At 63.5% G+C, this 13307-nt stretch carries 13 protein-coding genes; 5 read left to right on the top strand and 8 right to left on the bottom strand.

Features of this window, described 5'->3' with window-relative positions; all coding sequences use genetic code 11:
• Window positions 1-30: 30 nt before the first annotated feature.
• From HCF10_RS11210 to cbiE, 7 genes are all read right to left on the bottom strand, one after another.
• Window positions 31-1413 carry a PepSY-associated TM helix domain-containing protein gene (locus HCF10_RS11210; RefSeq protein ID WP_167655535.1) on the bottom strand — a complete coding sequence of 461 codons (1383 nt, stop codon included), beginning with the start codon at window positions 1411-1413 and terminating at the stop codon, window positions 31-33.
• Window positions 1414-1530: 117 nt separating this feature from the next.
• Complete coding sequence (locus tag HCF10_RS11205; protein ID WP_167655534.1) at window positions 1531-3600, bottom strand: TonB-dependent copper receptor; 2070 nt, start codon at window positions 3598-3600, stop codon at window positions 1531-1533.
• A gap of 93 nt (window positions 3601-3693) precedes the next feature.
• Window positions 3694-4095, bottom strand: coding sequence for a DUF2946 domain-containing protein (locus HCF10_RS11200; protein WP_167655533.1), 402 nt, complete (start codon window positions 4093-4095; stop codon window positions 3694-3696).
• A gap of 10 nt (window positions 4096-4105) precedes the next feature.
• A complete protein-coding gene (locus HCF10_RS11195) occupies window positions 4106-4588 on the bottom strand; it encodes a copper chaperone PCu(A)C (protein WP_167655532.1) in 483 nt (160 codons plus the stop codon).
• Between the two features lie 47 nt (window positions 4589-4635).
• Window positions 4636-5031, bottom strand: coding sequence for a DUF2946 domain-containing protein (locus tag HCF10_RS11190; RefSeq protein WP_167655531.1), 396 nt, complete (start codon window positions 5029-5031; stop codon window positions 4636-4638).
• Between the two features lie 173 nt (window positions 5032-5204).
• A complete protein-coding gene (locus HCF10_RS11185) occupies window positions 5205-5924 on the bottom strand; it encodes a cobalt-precorrin-6A reductase (protein WP_122309259.1) in 720 nt (239 codons plus the stop codon).
• Window positions 5921-7126: a precorrin-6y C5,15-methyltransferase (decarboxylating) subunit CbiE gene (gene cbiE, locus HCF10_RS11180; protein ID WP_167655530.1), complete on the bottom strand. Its 1206-nt coding sequence runs from the start codon at window positions 7124-7126 to the stop codon at window positions 5921-5923. The genes HCF10_RS11185 and cbiE overlap by 4 nt, the downstream gene beginning before the upstream one ends.
• 38 nt (window positions 7127-7164) lie before the next feature.
• On the opposite strand from cbiE, the gene cobG reads away from it, so the two are divergent.
• The 5 genes from cobG (at window position 7165) to HCF10_RS11155 (ending at window position 12516) form a co-directional block, all read left to right on the top strand.
• The gene (cobG, locus tag HCF10_RS11175) at window positions 7165-8511 is read left to right on the top strand and encodes a precorrin-3B synthase (RefSeq protein WP_167655529.1); all 1347 of its coding nucleotides are present in this window, start codon (window positions 7165-7167) and stop codon (window positions 8509-8511) included.
• Window positions 8504-9130: a precorrin-8X methylmutase gene (locus HCF10_RS11170; protein ID WP_131696719.1), complete on the top strand. Its 627-nt coding sequence runs from the start codon at window positions 8504-8506 to the stop codon at window positions 9128-9130. The genes cobG and HCF10_RS11170 overlap by 8 nt, the downstream gene beginning before the upstream one ends.
• Window positions 9130-9861 carry a precorrin-2 C(20)-methyltransferase gene (locus tag HCF10_RS11165; RefSeq protein ID WP_131696718.1) on the top strand — a complete coding sequence of 244 codons (732 nt, stop codon included), beginning with the start codon at window positions 9130-9132 and terminating at the stop codon, window positions 9859-9861. Before HCF10_RS11170 ends, HCF10_RS11165 begins: the two co-directional genes overlap by 1 nt.
• A complete protein-coding gene (cobJ, locus tag HCF10_RS11160) occupies window positions 9861-11498 on the top strand; it encodes a precorrin-3B C(17)-methyltransferase (RefSeq protein WP_167655528.1) in 1638 nt (545 codons plus the stop codon). Before HCF10_RS11165 ends, cobJ begins: the two co-directional genes overlap by 1 nt.
• A 238-nt stretch (window positions 11499-11736) precedes the next feature.
• Window positions 11737-12516, top strand: coding sequence for a hypothetical protein (locus HCF10_RS11155; RefSeq protein WP_131696716.1), 780 nt, complete (start codon window positions 11737-11739; stop codon window positions 12514-12516).
• On the opposite strand, the gene HCF10_RS11150 is transcribed toward HCF10_RS11155, so the two are convergent.
• Window positions 12513-13109, bottom strand: coding sequence for a MarC family protein (locus HCF10_RS11150; protein WP_003217330.1), 597 nt, complete (start codon window positions 13107-13109; stop codon window positions 12513-12515). The genes HCF10_RS11155 and HCF10_RS11150 overlap by 4 nt on opposite strands.
• Between the last annotated feature and the right edge of the window lie 198 nt (window positions 13110-13307).

Here is a 13307-nt window from a genome sequence, read left to right as displayed (position 1 = left end):
GGTGTTCAGTGCCAGGGCATCTCACCCGGTTTATGTCGAACCTGTGGTGGATTGACGTTGCGTAAACAGCCGCGACAACACCAGGCGATCCAGTGCCCAGATCACGATCAACGAGGCGCCCACCAGCGGGAAAATGATCGCCAGCCCGAGCATGATCACCATCGCGGTTTTCCACTTCGGCAGGTCGTGACGCAACGGCGGAACACCCAGGCCGCCCTGGGGACGGCGCTTCCACCAGATCACCACACCGCTTACGGCGCTGAGCAGGATCATCAGGCAGATCAGCAGCACGATCAGTTGGTTCACCCAGCCGAACATCTTGCCCTCGTGCAGCATTACGCCGGTCTCGGTGGCCCGCGCCACGGTGTTGTAGTGCGCCCAGCGCACATCGGCGAGGACTTTGCCGGTGTATTGGTCCACGTGCAGCGTGGCGTCGTTGCGCGGGTCGTCGGCGAACACGGCGATAGTGAACACGCCCTCGGCGGTGGTGGGGACGGTGATGCTGTAGCCGGGCTCGACCTTGCGTGCGTTGGCCAGGTCAACCACGTGTTGCAGGCTGACGGTGGGGGCTGCGGGAGCGGCGTGCATGGCGCCGTGCTTCATGTGTTCGGCATGATCGCCGGACATCGGCATCGGCGTATTTTCCATGGCCCAGGGCACGGTCTGTTGCGTCGCGGTGTTGAGCACGCGCGCCTGTTGGTCGGACTGCGGCACGTTGTTCCACATCGCCGCCGGGAAGGTGTTCCACAGGTCGGCGTATTGCTTGCCCCAGAAGCCGGTCCAGGTCATGCCGCTGAGCAGCATCACCAGCAAAAACGCCGCGCCCCAGAAACCTGCGACGGCATGCAGATCACGCCAGAACACGCGGCCACGGGTATTGAAACGTGGCCACAGCACGCCGGCCGACGTCTTGCCGCGCGGCCACCACAGGTACAGGCCGGACACCACCAGCATCACACCCCAACCGGCAGCGAGTTCCACCAGGCGATCGCCGACGGTGCCGATCATCAACTCGCCGTGCAGGGCGCGGGCAATGGCTTGCAGGTTTTTTTTCGCATCCTGCTCACCGAGTACGGTGCCGCGATAAGGGTCGACGAACACCGTCACTTCGCGCCCGGCGTCGTGCATCACGAACTGCGCGCTGCTGGTGGCGTCGACGGGTGGCAGGTACTTGCTGATCTTGCCCTGGGGAAAGGCCGCCTGGGCACGTTGCAACTGTTCGTCGGCACTCAGTGCGTGCTCGGCGCTTTGCACCTTGAGCAGGTCGCCGTACATCAGCGGGTCGAGTTGGGGCTTGAACAGGTAAATGATGCCGGTCAGGGCCAGCAGCACCATGAAAGGGGCGACGAAGAGGCCGGCGTAGAAGTGCCAGCGCCAGGCCAGGTTGTAGAAGGAAACTTTTTGAGTGGTCATCAGGGATGCTCCGCAAAGCTTAATTTTTTGTCGTTGGTCAGGCCGCCATCGGGGGCAAGCCCCCTCCCACATGTGGAATGCATTCCAACTGTGGGAGGGGGCTTGCCCCCGATGCTTTTAGAAGCTCATATCCACCTTGGTCCACAGAGTGCGACCTGGCTCCTTGATGGCCTGCGGGTCGTTGGCCGGGTAGCCGAACCCGGCGTTGCCGGCCAGGTTCAAGTGCTCGGCGTAGGCTTTGCCGAACAGGTTGTCGACGCCGGTGCTGACCTTGAAGTTTTTGTTGATGCGATACGCGCCATTCAGCGAGAACACGCCAAAGCCGCCGCTCTTGTCGTAGTCCTTGCCGACCACGTTGCCCTTGTTCTGGTCGATGCGGTTTTGCGCCGCCACCACCCGCCACAGGGCGCCGACGCTCCAGTCGTCCTCGCTGTAGGTCAGGCCGAAACGTGCATCCAGCGGCGGCATTTGCGGCAGGGCCTTGCCGTCGCTGCTGTTCTTGCCCCAGGCGTAGGCGAGGGTGGCGTCGGCCTTCCAGTGTTGCGTCAGCGTGTAGGCCGCGCCCAGTTCGCCGCCCATGATGCGCGCGTCCACATTGCGCGCCTGGGAGGTGGTGCCCATCATCCCCGGCCGGTAGTCGAACAGGATGAAATCACGTACCTGGCCGACGTAGCCCGAGGCCCAGGCTTCGAGGTTGTCAGCCTTGTATTGCGCGCCGAAGTCGAGCTGGGTGGTTTTCTCCGGCTTCACGCCGTCGAAGGCGTTGACCGAACCGACTGCGCCGGTGTTGGGCGAGAACAGCTCCCAGTAATCCGGGAAGCGTTCCGAGTGGCCCAGGCCGGCATAGAGCGTGGTCGGGCTGTCGGCCAGGTCGTGCTCGTAGCGCATAAAGCCCGAGGGCAGGGTATCGGCGCGGGTGTCGTCGGCGGTCGGGTTGGCGCGTGCGCTCATGCCGGAACCGGTGGTCTGGCGGAAGTCCTTGGCCGAGGCGCGGTCCAGGCGCGCGCCGGTGATCAGGCGGTCACGGTCGGCGGCGTACCAGGTGAGTTCGCCGAACACGCCGTAGTTGTGGAAGTTGGCGTCCTTGACCTTGGGCAAATCCTTGTAGGTGTCGATGCCCATGCTGCTGCGTTGGCGATGCTCGTTGGTCTGTGCATCCAGGCCGCTGATCAGTTGCACGTCGGCCCAACGCCAGGTGGCCTTGATGCGCGCGCCGAGGGTGCGGCGATCGACGTTGGAGGCCATGGGCCCGGCCATCATCCCGGTGCCCGAGGGCGTGCGCAGGCTGTAGTTGTCCATCACGTGGTCAGCGTAGTTGTAGTAGACCTGGGCTTCGACCTTATCCAGCACTTCGCCGATATTCGATTTCTCGAAGCGCAGGCCCAGGCTTTCGCGCAGGAACTGCGAGCCGTCCATGCCGCGCCCGGCGTAACGCGCTTCGCCGTCGCCACGGCCGGCGGTGAGCTCCAGCAGGGTGTCGGCATCCGGGGTGAAGCCGACGGCAACGTCGCCATTCCACTTGTCGTAACGCGAGGCGACGGTGTCGTTGTTGCCGTCCTTGTAGTCATCGGCATGGGCCTGGTTGCCGATTACCCGCACATAGCCCAGCGGCCCGCCAGCGGCGGCATCGATGACCTTGTCGAAGCGCCCGTTGGAACCGGCCAATACACTGGCATTGAGCCGCGTGCCGAGTTCACCGAAGTGCTCCGGTTCGCGCTCGAACAGGACGGTGCCGGCCGACGCGCCCGGGCCCCAGAGTACGGTCTGCGGGCCTTTGATCACGGTGAGCTTGTCGTAGGTTTCCGGCGAAATGTACGAGGTCGGTGCATCCATCCTGCCGGGGCAGGCGCCGAGCATCATGCTGCCGTTGGTGAGGATGTTCAGGCGTGAGCCGAACATGCCGCGCAGCACCGGGTCGCCATTGGTGCCGCCGTTGCGTACCAGGGCGAAGCCGGGGATGGTCTTGAGGTAGTCGCCGCCATCGCTGGCGGGCACCGGTTGGCGCGGGTCCTTGGGGTTGGTAATCACGGTCAGCGGCGAGCTGGGCGCGATGGCGGTGATCACCGTGGGCGTCAGCTCATGTTCGGCGTGCTCATCGGCCTGAGCGTGGGTGGCGAGCAGGGCGCCGCATAGGGCAGCGAGCACAGAAGTACTTCCCAAACGGGAGTCAGCAGTAAACCTGGACATGACAAATTCCATCAATCAATCGTAAACAACACGGCCAGCAGCCTGCGGCTGTCTGTCTAAAGTCGGCCGGGGTGAAGTAACGGTGTCAGGTGCTTACGAGGCGATGGGCGGGGCGCGGCTGCGCGCGCCGGGGAAAATGCTCTGCCGGGCATGGCCCAGGCGCGGGTTGGGGGTGAGGGCATTGGCCGGCGGCGGGGTACCGATGGCCACGAATGACACGCTGCCAGGCAGGGCCGGGCAACTGTACAGCAGGTCGCAATAACCGCACTTGGACCAGAGCGCGTGATGTTCGTCGGGGGCTTTAGGGTGGTGGCCTTCGCCATGCTCGCCGGGCATGTCCATGGACATGTTCATCGACATACCGGCGTGATGATCCATCGGCATCGCTTGGGAAATCAGCGGACCGATAAAAATCATCAGCATGGCGAACAGGCTGATCCAACTGCCGCGCATCACGCGGCGGTGTGGAGATAACCTGGCGCGAGGGGCGCCCATCGAGGTTGGCTTACTGAGCGTGCATATGCTCGTGACCGGCCATCGGCGGCGCTTTCTGCACCGACACTTCCACTTCGACCTTGCCGGCTTTTTCGAAGGTCAGGGTCAGTGGGAATTGCTTGCCATCGGCCAGCAGGCTGCGGTCCGTGAGGCCCAGCAACATCACGTGATACGCCATGGGCGCGAAGGTCAGGTCACCCTTGGCCGGTACGGCAACGCTGGGGACTTGCTGCATCTTCATCAAGTCGCCCTGCATCACATGCTCATGCAGCTCGGCCTTGTCCGCCACCGGCGTGTCGGCACTGAGCAGGCGATCCGGGGTCGCGCCGGTGTTATGAATCACGAAATACGCGGCGACGGTCGGCGCATTCGGCGGCAACTCCTGGGACCAGGGATCGCTGACCAGCAGGTCGCCGGCCTTGTAGTCTTCGGCATTGGCAGCACTGAACACCGGCAGCAGCAACGCAGCCAGAAGCAGGGAAGATTTAAGCATGGCAGTTCTCCAGAACGGTTCTAAACGCAGTTCACTTGCGAAGACGATCAAACCGTTGGAGAGGCGCGGGGGTTAAGGCTCGGCCATTGCTGGCGCGGGGTGGGGGTTTGCAATGGGGGGTGTGGTTGACGCTGTACCGTCTCAAATCGCGTGAGATACAACTGCGGCACATGCCCCGGCAACGCCACCAACGGCGCCGAGCCGGAGCAACACCAGCAATGCTGCATGGTGGAATGATCGTCCTGCTGCGGCGCTGGGATTTCCAGCTTGCCCAGGGCAATGGTCTTCAGGCTGGCGCCATTGGACGAACAGAAACTGCCCCACAGCAATTGCTGCATGGGGTCCTTGGATTGTTGCATCGCACTGGCCATCGGCATGGCAAAGGCATTGAACAGCACTGCAAGGCAGGCGATCCAGGCAATTGCAAAGCGTTGACGGGACATGGCGGACAATCCGTAGGGTTAAACGATCAGGCGGGTATTTAGCCTGATCGGGGGGGATAAGTAAAAAGTAGTGGTGTGGTTTGGTGTCGCAGTGCTGGGTTTGAGGATAGACGGGGAATCGAGGGGATGCCGATCTTCAAGTCAGCGCCCCTCCCACATTTGAACTACGTTGTTCAGGGAGATTGGATGGCCTGTAAGACCGCCGCCACTGTGGCGAACTCCCGATCCACCACAGCCAATACCGGCCGCTTCAACACCAACACCGGCACCCCTCGTTCCCGCGCCACTTCCAGCTTCGGCTCGGTGGCGGTACTGCCACTGTTCTTGCTGATCAGCACATCAATCCCACGCCGTTCAAACAACGCGCGTTCATCTTCAAGCAGAAACGGCCCGCGCGCGCCAATCACTTCGCACCGCTCATTCCCCGGATACACATCCAGCGCGCGCAGCGTCCAGAACTGCTCGGGCGGGATTTCATCAAGGTGCTGCAACGGCTCGCGGCCCAAGGTGAACAATGGACGCTTGAAGGGTTTCAAGGCCTCGATCAATTCAGCCCAGTCACTGACCTCTCGCCAGTCATCGCCGGCCTGCGGTTGCCACGCGGGGCGACGCAATGCCCAACACGGCACACCGCTCAACCGTGCAGCCTCGGCGGCATTGCGGCTGATCTGCGCCGCATACGGATGGGTCGCGTCGAGGATCAGGCTGACCTGTTCGTCGCGAACAAACTGCGCCAACCCTTCGGCACCACCATAACCGCCGACACGCACCTGGCAGGTGAGATCGGTCGGCACACGCCCCACACCCGCCAGGCTGTAGATATGCGCCGGCCCCAAGGTGCGCGCGATAGCCAGTGCTTCGGTCACACCGCCCAGCAGCAGGATGCGTTTCATCGCGGCTTGACCACTTCCAGCAATGTGATCGGCAGCGCCTGGCGCCATGTATCGAACTCCCCCAACGGCTGCGCCTGGGCCACATGGATGCGCGTCAGTTCGCCGCCGTGTTCCGTGCGCCAGTTCATCAAGGTCATTTCACTTTGCAGGGTGACGGCATTGGCCACCAATCGACCGCCGGGGCGCAGGTGTTGCCAGCAGGTGTCGAGTACGCCGTCGCGGGTGACGCCGCCGCCGATGAAGATGGCGTCGGGTGCTGTAAGGCCGTGCAACGCGTCCGGGGCCTTGCCGCGAATCAGTTGCAAACCGGGCACGCCGAGGGCGTCGCGGTTGTGTTCAATAAGGCCCTGGCGGCCTTCGTCTGCTTCAATCGCCAATGCGCGGCAACTCGGATGGGCGCGCATCCATTCGATACCGATGGAGCCACTGCCCGCGCCCACGTCCCACAGCAGTTCGCCGGGCATCGGGGCGAGGCGGGCGAGGGTCATGGCGCGGACGTCGCGCTTGGTCAATTGGCCGTCGTGCTGGAAGGCGGAATCGGGCAAGCCAGCGAGGCGCGACAGACGTGGTGTGTCGTTGGAAGCCAGGCAGTCGATGGCGACCAGGTTCAAATCGGCGACCGAGGCGTGTTGCCAATCCTCAGCCAAACCGTCGATGCGCCGCTCATCCGCGCCGCCCAGGTGTTCAAACACGGTCAATCGGCTGGGCCCAAACCCGGATTCAGCCAACAACGAAGCAATCAACGCGGGACTGCCGCCGTCATTACTCAGTACCAATAAACGCACACCTGTGGCCAGATGCGCATTGATCGCCGCCGCCGGCCGGGCCACTACGGACAGCGTCACCACCTCCTGCAACGGCCAGCCCAACCGCGCCGCCGCCAATGACACCGACGACGGCGCCGGCAAAATCAGCAGTTCTTCAGCCGCCACCTGCCGCGCCAGGCTGGCGCCCACGCCATAGAACATCGGATCGCCACTGGCCAGCACACACACAGGTTCGCTACGCCGCGCCAGTACCGGCTCCAGGGAGAACGGGCTCGGCCACACCTGGCGCTCACCGCGAATACACACCGGCAACAGGTCCAACTGGCGCTGGCCACCTATAATCCGCGAAGCGCGCAACAGGGCATGCCGGGCATTCCTGCCCAGCCCCTTGAAGCCGTCTTCACCGATGCCTACAACCGTCAGCCAGGGCGACATATCAATTCCTTGAGCGACATCCGACGGGCAGGCTTTTCATGCCGCCGGACAAAGCAGGCATAATACCGCGCCTTTACCCGTCAACCGGTAGCCCCGTGAACCCAACGCCCGCTGTGAATACCTTGCGCCCCTCGGCTTGTCCGGGGTTGCTGCGTATCGTCCAGGCGTTGGATGGCGGCATTTGCCGGATCAAATTGGCCGGTGGCTCGATCAGCGCCGCCCAGGCCCATGCCGTGGCGGATGCGGCCCAGGCCTACGCGGGCGGGGTGATCGAGGCGACCAACCGCGCCAACCTGCAAATACGTGGGATCGGTGCCGAGCAAGACGCCTTGATTGCCATGCTGCTGGCCGCCGACCTGGGCCCGAGTAACGCTGCTGGCGACGACGTACGCAACCTGATGCTCAGCCCCAGCGCCGGTATCGATCCGCAGATGCTGTTCGACACCCGGCCGCTGGCCGAGCAGATCCTCGCCACCTTGCAAAATCATCCGCGTTTCCATGAGCTGTCGGCCAAGTTCGCCGTGCAACTGGATGGCGGCGAAGCCCTGGCGATGCTCGAACATCATCATGATCTGTGGCTGTCGGCGTTCGTACGCAATGGCGAGACGCTCCTCGCGTTCGGCCTGGCAGGGTGTCCAGGGCTGGATGCGCCGTTGGCCGCCGTGCCGCTGGAGCAGGGTCATGGGTTGGTGGTGGCGGTGCTGGAGGCGTTTCTTGACCTCGCCACCCCAGAGCAAACCCGCATGCGCCATCTGGCTGTGGATAAGTTGCTGAGCCGCCTCAGTCTCTCGCTGCTGCCGGTCGACGGCTTCAAACGCCCGCCCAGCGGCGCTTTGCTGCACCTCGGGAGTTATCCACAGGCTCAGAAAAATCAATTCTACGTCGCTGCCATCGCACCCTTGGGGCGCCTGGATTCGACGATGCTCAAGGGCGTCGCGCAACTCGCCAACGAACATGGCGACGGCACATTGCGCTTCACCCCTTGGCAAGGTGTGCTACTGCCCAACGTCGAAAAACCTCACGCCGTGACCCAACGCCTGAGGCAATTGGGCTTTCTCTGCTCAGTCGACCAACCCCTGGCGCACATGATCGCCTGCACCGGCTCCAGCGGTTGCGCCAAGGCCCTCGCCGACACCAAGGCCGACGCCGTGCAACTGGCCGCGTTGCATCCCGGCCATGACGTGCACCTGTCCGGCTGCTCGCGCTCCTGCGCCGCCGCGCACGTTGCGCCGGTCACCTTGCTGGCGGTGAGCCCTGGCCACTACGACCTCTATTTTCGCGAGGCAGCCCACCCCGGTTTCGGCCGGCTGCACGCGCGCACTCTTTCCATTGAAGCGGCGGGCGCCTTGCTGCGCGCTCACCCACGGAGCAACACCGATGATTGATTACATCCGCGACGGTCAGGAGATCTATCGCAACTCCTTCGCCATTATTCGCGCGGAAGCCAACTTGGAGCGTATCCCGGCTGATTTGGAGAAACTCGCGGTGCGGGTGATTCATGCGTGCGGCATGGTCGAGGCCATCGACGGCCTGCAGTTCTCCGAAGGTGCGGGTAAGGCCGGGCGCGATGCGCTGGCCGCTGGCGCGCCGATTCTGTGTGATGCGCGGATGGTCTCCGAAGGCGTGACCCGTGCGCGCCTGCCCGCCAATAACCCAGTGATCTGCACCCTGCGCGACGACAGCGTGCCGGAGTTGGCGCGGGAGCTGGGCAACACCCGTTCCGCTGCCGCCCTGGAGTTGTGGCGTCCGCACCTGGCAGGCAGCGTGGTAGTGATCGGCAACGCGCCGACGGCGTTGTTCTACCTGCTCGAGATGCTGGATGCCGGTGCGCCGAAACCGGCGTTGATCCTCGGCTTCCCGGTCGGCTTTGTCGGCGCGGCCGAATCCAAGGCCATGCTGGCGGCGGACAGCCGTGGCGTACCGTTCGTGATCATGCAGGGCCGCCTGGGCGGCAGTGCCATGGCCGCCGCTGCGGTGAATGCGCTCGCCACGGAGGTCGAATAATGCCGGCACGCGGACGTTTGATCGGCCTGGGCGTCGGCCCTGGAGACCCGGAACTGATTACGGTCAAGGCCCTGCGCCTGCTGCGCGAATCACCGGTGGTGGCGTATTTCGTGGCCAAGGGCAAGAAGGGCAACGCCTTCGGCATCATCGAAGACCACCTGGTACCACAGCAAACCCTTATGCCGCTGGTGTACCCGGTGACCACCGAAGCGCTGCCGGCGCCGTTGTCCTATGAGCAAGTGATCAGCGACTTCTACGACACCGCCAGTGTCGATGTGGCTGTGCACCTGGACGCCGGTCGCGATGTGGCGGTGATCTGTGAAGGCGACCCGTTCTTCTACGGCTCCTATATGTATTTGCATGACCGTCTGGCCGAGCGCTACGAAGCCCAGGTCATCCCAGGTGTGTGCTCGATGCTCGGCGGCGCCTCCGTACTCGGCGCGCCGTTGGTGTATCGCAACCAGAGTCTCTCGGTGCTCTCGGGCGTGTTGCCTCACGAAGACCTCAAGCGCCGCCTGGCAGATGCCGACGCGGCGGTGATCATGAAGCTGGGACGCAACTTCCCCAAGGTGCGTCAGGTACTCGAAGAACTCGGCCTGGCCGAGCGCGCGCTGTATGTGGAACGCGCGACCATGGCCAACCAGAAAATCGTGCCGCTGGACCAGGTGCAGCCGATGTCTTCGCCGTACTTCTCGCTGATCATCGTGCCGGGTGAAAGGTGGCAAGGTTGATGAACCCGGCGATTGTCATTCTGGGCCAGGGCAGCCTGGCCACCGCGCGCACCATTCAGCAGGTTTACCCTGGCGCACTGATCCACGGCCTGGCGGGTCGAGTTGAGGGTGCAGACCAGTCTTACAGCGAATTCGGCGCGACCCTGCGTCAGTTGTACCAGCAGGGCACGCCGCTGATCGTCCTGTGTGCGGCCGGCATCGTGATCCGCACACTGGCGCCGCTGCTGCTGGAGAAAGGCGAAGAACCCGCCGTGCTGGCCGTGGCGGAAGACGGCAGCGCCGTGGTGCCGTTGCTCGGTGGCCTGGGTGGTGTGAACGTCATGGCGCGGGACATCGCAGCGGTACTGGGCGTTGCTGCGGCGATCACCACCAGTGGCGAGCTGCGTTTCGGTACCTGCCTGCTCAACCCGCCGGCGGGTTATGAGCTGGCGGACCTGGAGCTGGGCAAGCGCTTCGTGTCCGACCTGCTGGCCGGCGAAAGCGTGCGCATCGAAGGTGCGGCGCCGTGGTTGGATCAGGCGAATTTGCCCCAGGACCAGCAGGCGCATTTAGCCATTCACGTGGGCAGTGCCGAGCGTGTGCCTGCCGCCAACGAGTTGCTGATCTATCCGAAGACTGTGTGCGTGACCTGCAGGCCGGGTGCGCAGTTGGCGGAGCGTGTCCGCACGGCGTTGCACGAGGCGGGCATCGCCGTGCAATCCCTGGCGTGCCTGTTGGCCAGCGATAGGCAGATGGCCGAAGCGTCGCTGCATGAAGCGGCGTTGCAGTTGGGGGTGCCGCTGCGCTTTGCCGACGTGGCGCCAAGTGCAGACATCGTCATCAGTGTTGCCGAGCAGCCTTTGGACCTGGCCCAGGTCGGTCGCCGCCGTGGTCGCCTTGCCGTGATCGGCCTGGGCCCTGGCGCCGCCGAGTTGATGGTGCCGGCGGTAAAGGCCGAACTCGCGCGCTGCACCGATGTGCTGGGCTACGAAACGTATGTGCGCATGGCCGGGCCGTTCCGTAACGACCAGGTGCAGCACTGCACCGATAACCGCGAAGAGATGCAACGCGCCCGCCATGCGTTTGAGCTGGCCGCCCAGGGCCGTTCGGTGGTGGTGGTGTCGTCCGGCGACCCGGGCGTCTTCGCCATGGCGGCGGCGGTGATCGAGGCGTTGCACGAGTCTGGCGATCCGGCGTGGCATCAGGTCGAGCTGGAAATCCTGCCGGGCGTCTCGGCCTCCCTGGCCACCGCCGCCCAGGCCGGTGCGCCGCTGGGCCATGACTTCTGCGTGATGTCGCTGTCGGACAACCTCAAACCCTGGTCGATTATCGAAAAGCGCCTGGACCTCGCGTCCCAGGCCGACCTGGCGCTGGCGTTCTACAACCCGATCTCGCGTTCGCGGCCTTGGCAGCTGGGGCGCGCCCTGGAAATCGTCGCGCAACACCGCACGCCTGAAACCCCGGTGGTGCTGGGCCGCGATATCGGTCGCCCCGGCCAGACCCTGCGCGTCACCACCCTGGGGCACCTCACGCCAGACCAGGTGGACATGCGCACCATGGTGCTGATCGGCTCATCCACCACCTGCACATTCCCTCGCGCCGGTGGCGGTGAATGGGTGTACACCCCGCGCTGGTACGGTGCCAAACCCGCCTCCTGAAAACGCCTGGGCGGCTGCACGAAAGCTCCGAATGACAATGGGTGGTTGCCTATTGTCGCTCGGGGCTTTTTCTTTTTTTGGCCACGAAAACCGGAAGGGTTCGAGGAGCACCCCGTCATTGCTGGGCAGGGGTTTTTGCCGTGTGCCGGCAAGCGATGTTTGTGGCATGGAAGAGCCGCCGGTGGCTGGACTAGTGTGGACACAAGCCCCGAGTCGGGGTGTTTGTGGAGAACTGAAAATGGAGCGACATCACAGAAGGATCAACAATACAAAACGGCGCAAGTTGATTGCGGCCTACACATTACCGAGGGCGTCAGGTGCGCAGCCCTCTTTGCCCCTCGACACGGAGGACGACTGCAACGCGGCGGTGGTCAACAACGGTGTGATTTCGTTTGCCGAGGGGCTGTCCGGGCTGAACATGGAGTACATCCGTAAAAGCTATCTGCTGGCCAGCAGCTATGTCAGCGATGTATTGAAAATCCACCGAGGTACCGAGGCCTGGTACGACGAATTCATCAAAGTGATGATCGGTTTGGGTTGGCTGCCGGTGCGCAGTCGTTTCGAGCGGGTTTCAAGCTCCGGCAAGGGCCTGACGGTGCAACTTGCGGCGCTGAACATCATCGCCAGCCTGTTGGCGTCGACGTCACTGACCGGGCCGTTGCTCACTGCACTGCCCAAACTGGCCGCTGATGCGCTGGAGGCCCTGAAGCAGCAGCCGGCATCCTTCGAGCTGTTCAAGCGCAATAGCAGCGTGCACGAGGGCGGTGATTTTGGCCTGGCGTCATGCGCCGAAACGGACGGCGAATTGACGATGGTGCTGGTGACTTACAGCACCCATGGCGTGAGCAAGCAGGTTGGGCTGCCTTTTCTGGAATGGGACAGTACCCAGTTCGAGGCCTTCAGCGGGCAGACCTGCCTGGTGCTGAATACCTCGGTGGTCAACGAAAAAACCATCCGACTGATGCGTGAGAGTGCGGGCGACAAGGTGCAGTCGGCGATTGCCAAATACCGCATCTAAGGCACCAGGTAGCCGCGCACCCCAGTAAAGATGATCTGCGCGGCGAGGGCACACACGAACAATCCCATCAAACGACTGACAATCTGCAAGCCCTGGTCACCGAGAATCCGTTCGATACGGTTGGACAGGTACAGCACCACGCCGACCGTGAGGCTGGCCAGGGCGATGCTGAGAATGGCGGTGATCTTGTCATCCCAGTGCGGCTGGCTGACGCCCATGACCAGCAGTGCACCGATGGTGCCGGGGCCGACGGTGAGAGGGATGGTCAGCGGTACGATGGTCACGTCCTGCTGCACGTTGTCGGTCTGCACCGCCGATTTGCCTTGGGCCATGCCCAGGGCGGAGATAAACAGCACACTGCCGGCGCCGATGCGGAAGGCGTCGACGGTGATGCCGAACACGCTGAAGATCACCCGGCCGAACAGGTAGAGCAACACGCTCGACACCAGGGTTGCCAGCGCCACTTTCCAGGCCAGGCGTCGCCGCTCTTTGCTCGAATAACCACGTGTCAGGCTGATAAAGCAGGACAGCACGAAGAACGGGCTGTAGAGCACCAGCATCTTCAGGTAAACGCTGAATAACACGTGGAGCATGGGAGTGGCTCGCGGGCGGGGAAAGTGTGGAGAGTCTATCAGGCGCCAGAGATCAAATGTGGGAGGGGGCTTGAACTGGTCAAGTAATCTTGGACACTGATTAAGGTTCACGCCGCCAACCTTTCCTTCACGACCGGCGACCGGTAGTCGTTGTAGCTATGAGGCCTGCTGATGTTGTAGCGCGAGACATAGCGCTGC

The sequence above is a fragment of the Pseudomonas sp. B14(2022) genome (genome assembly GCF_012030485.1).
Taxonomy (GTDB): Bacteria; Pseudomonadota; Gammaproteobacteria; order Pseudomonadales; family Pseudomonadaceae; genus Aquipseudomonas.
Note: the sequence above shows the minus strand (reverse complement) of the source record. Positions and strands in the feature narration are given on the sequence as shown.

Bases quoted from the DNA above. Each gene is read 5' to 3' on its own strand.
- HCF10_RS11210 (WP_167655535.1), bottom strand. From the start codon at position 1,413: ATGACCACTCAAAAAGTTTCCTTCTACAACCTGGCCTGGCGCTGGCAC.
- HCF10_RS11205 (WP_167655534.1), bottom strand. From the start codon at position 3,600: ATGTCCAGGTTTACTGCTGACTCCCGTTTGGGAAGTACTTCTGTGCTC.
- HCF10_RS11195 (WP_167655532.1), bottom strand. From the start codon at position 4,588: ATGCTTAAATCTTCCCTGCTTCTGGCTGCGTTGCTGCTGCCGGTGTTC.
- HCF10_RS11190 (WP_167655531.1), bottom strand. From the start codon at position 5,031: ATGTCCCGTCAACGCTTTGCAATTGCCTGGATCGCCTGCCTTGCAGTG.
- HCF10_RS11155 (WP_131696716.1), top strand. From the start codon at position 11,737: ATGGAGCGACATCACAGAAGGATCAACAATACAAAACGGCGCAAGTTG.
- HCF10_RS11170 (WP_131696719.1), top strand. From the start codon at position 8,504: ATGATTGATTACATCCGCGACGGTCAGGAGATCTATCGCAACTCCTTC.
- HCF10_RS11200 (WP_167655533.1), bottom strand. From the start codon at position 4,095: ATGGGCGCCCCTCGCGCCAGGTTATCTCCACACCGCCGCGTGATGCGC.
- cobG (WP_167655529.1), top strand. From the start codon at position 7,165: ATGCCGCCGGACAAAGCAGGCATAATACCGCGCCTTTACCCGTCAACC.
- cobJ (WP_167655528.1), top strand. From the start codon at position 9,861: ATGAACCCGGCGATTGTCATTCTGGGCCAGGGCAGCCTGGCCACCGCG.
- cbiE (WP_167655530.1), bottom strand. From the start codon at position 7,126: ATGTCGCCCTGGCTGACGGTTGTAGGCATCGGTGAAGACGGCTTCAAG.
- HCF10_RS11185 (WP_122309259.1), bottom strand. From the start codon at position 5,924: ATGAAACGCATCCTGCTGCTGGGCGGTGTGACCGAAGCACTGGCTATC.
- HCF10_RS11150 (WP_003217330.1), bottom strand. From the start codon at position 13,109: ATGCTCCACGTGTTATTCAGCGTTTACCTGAAGATGCTGGTGCTCTAC.
- HCF10_RS11165 (WP_131696718.1), top strand. From the start codon at position 9,130: ATGCCGGCACGCGGACGTTTGATCGGCCTGGGCGTCGGCCCTGGAGAC.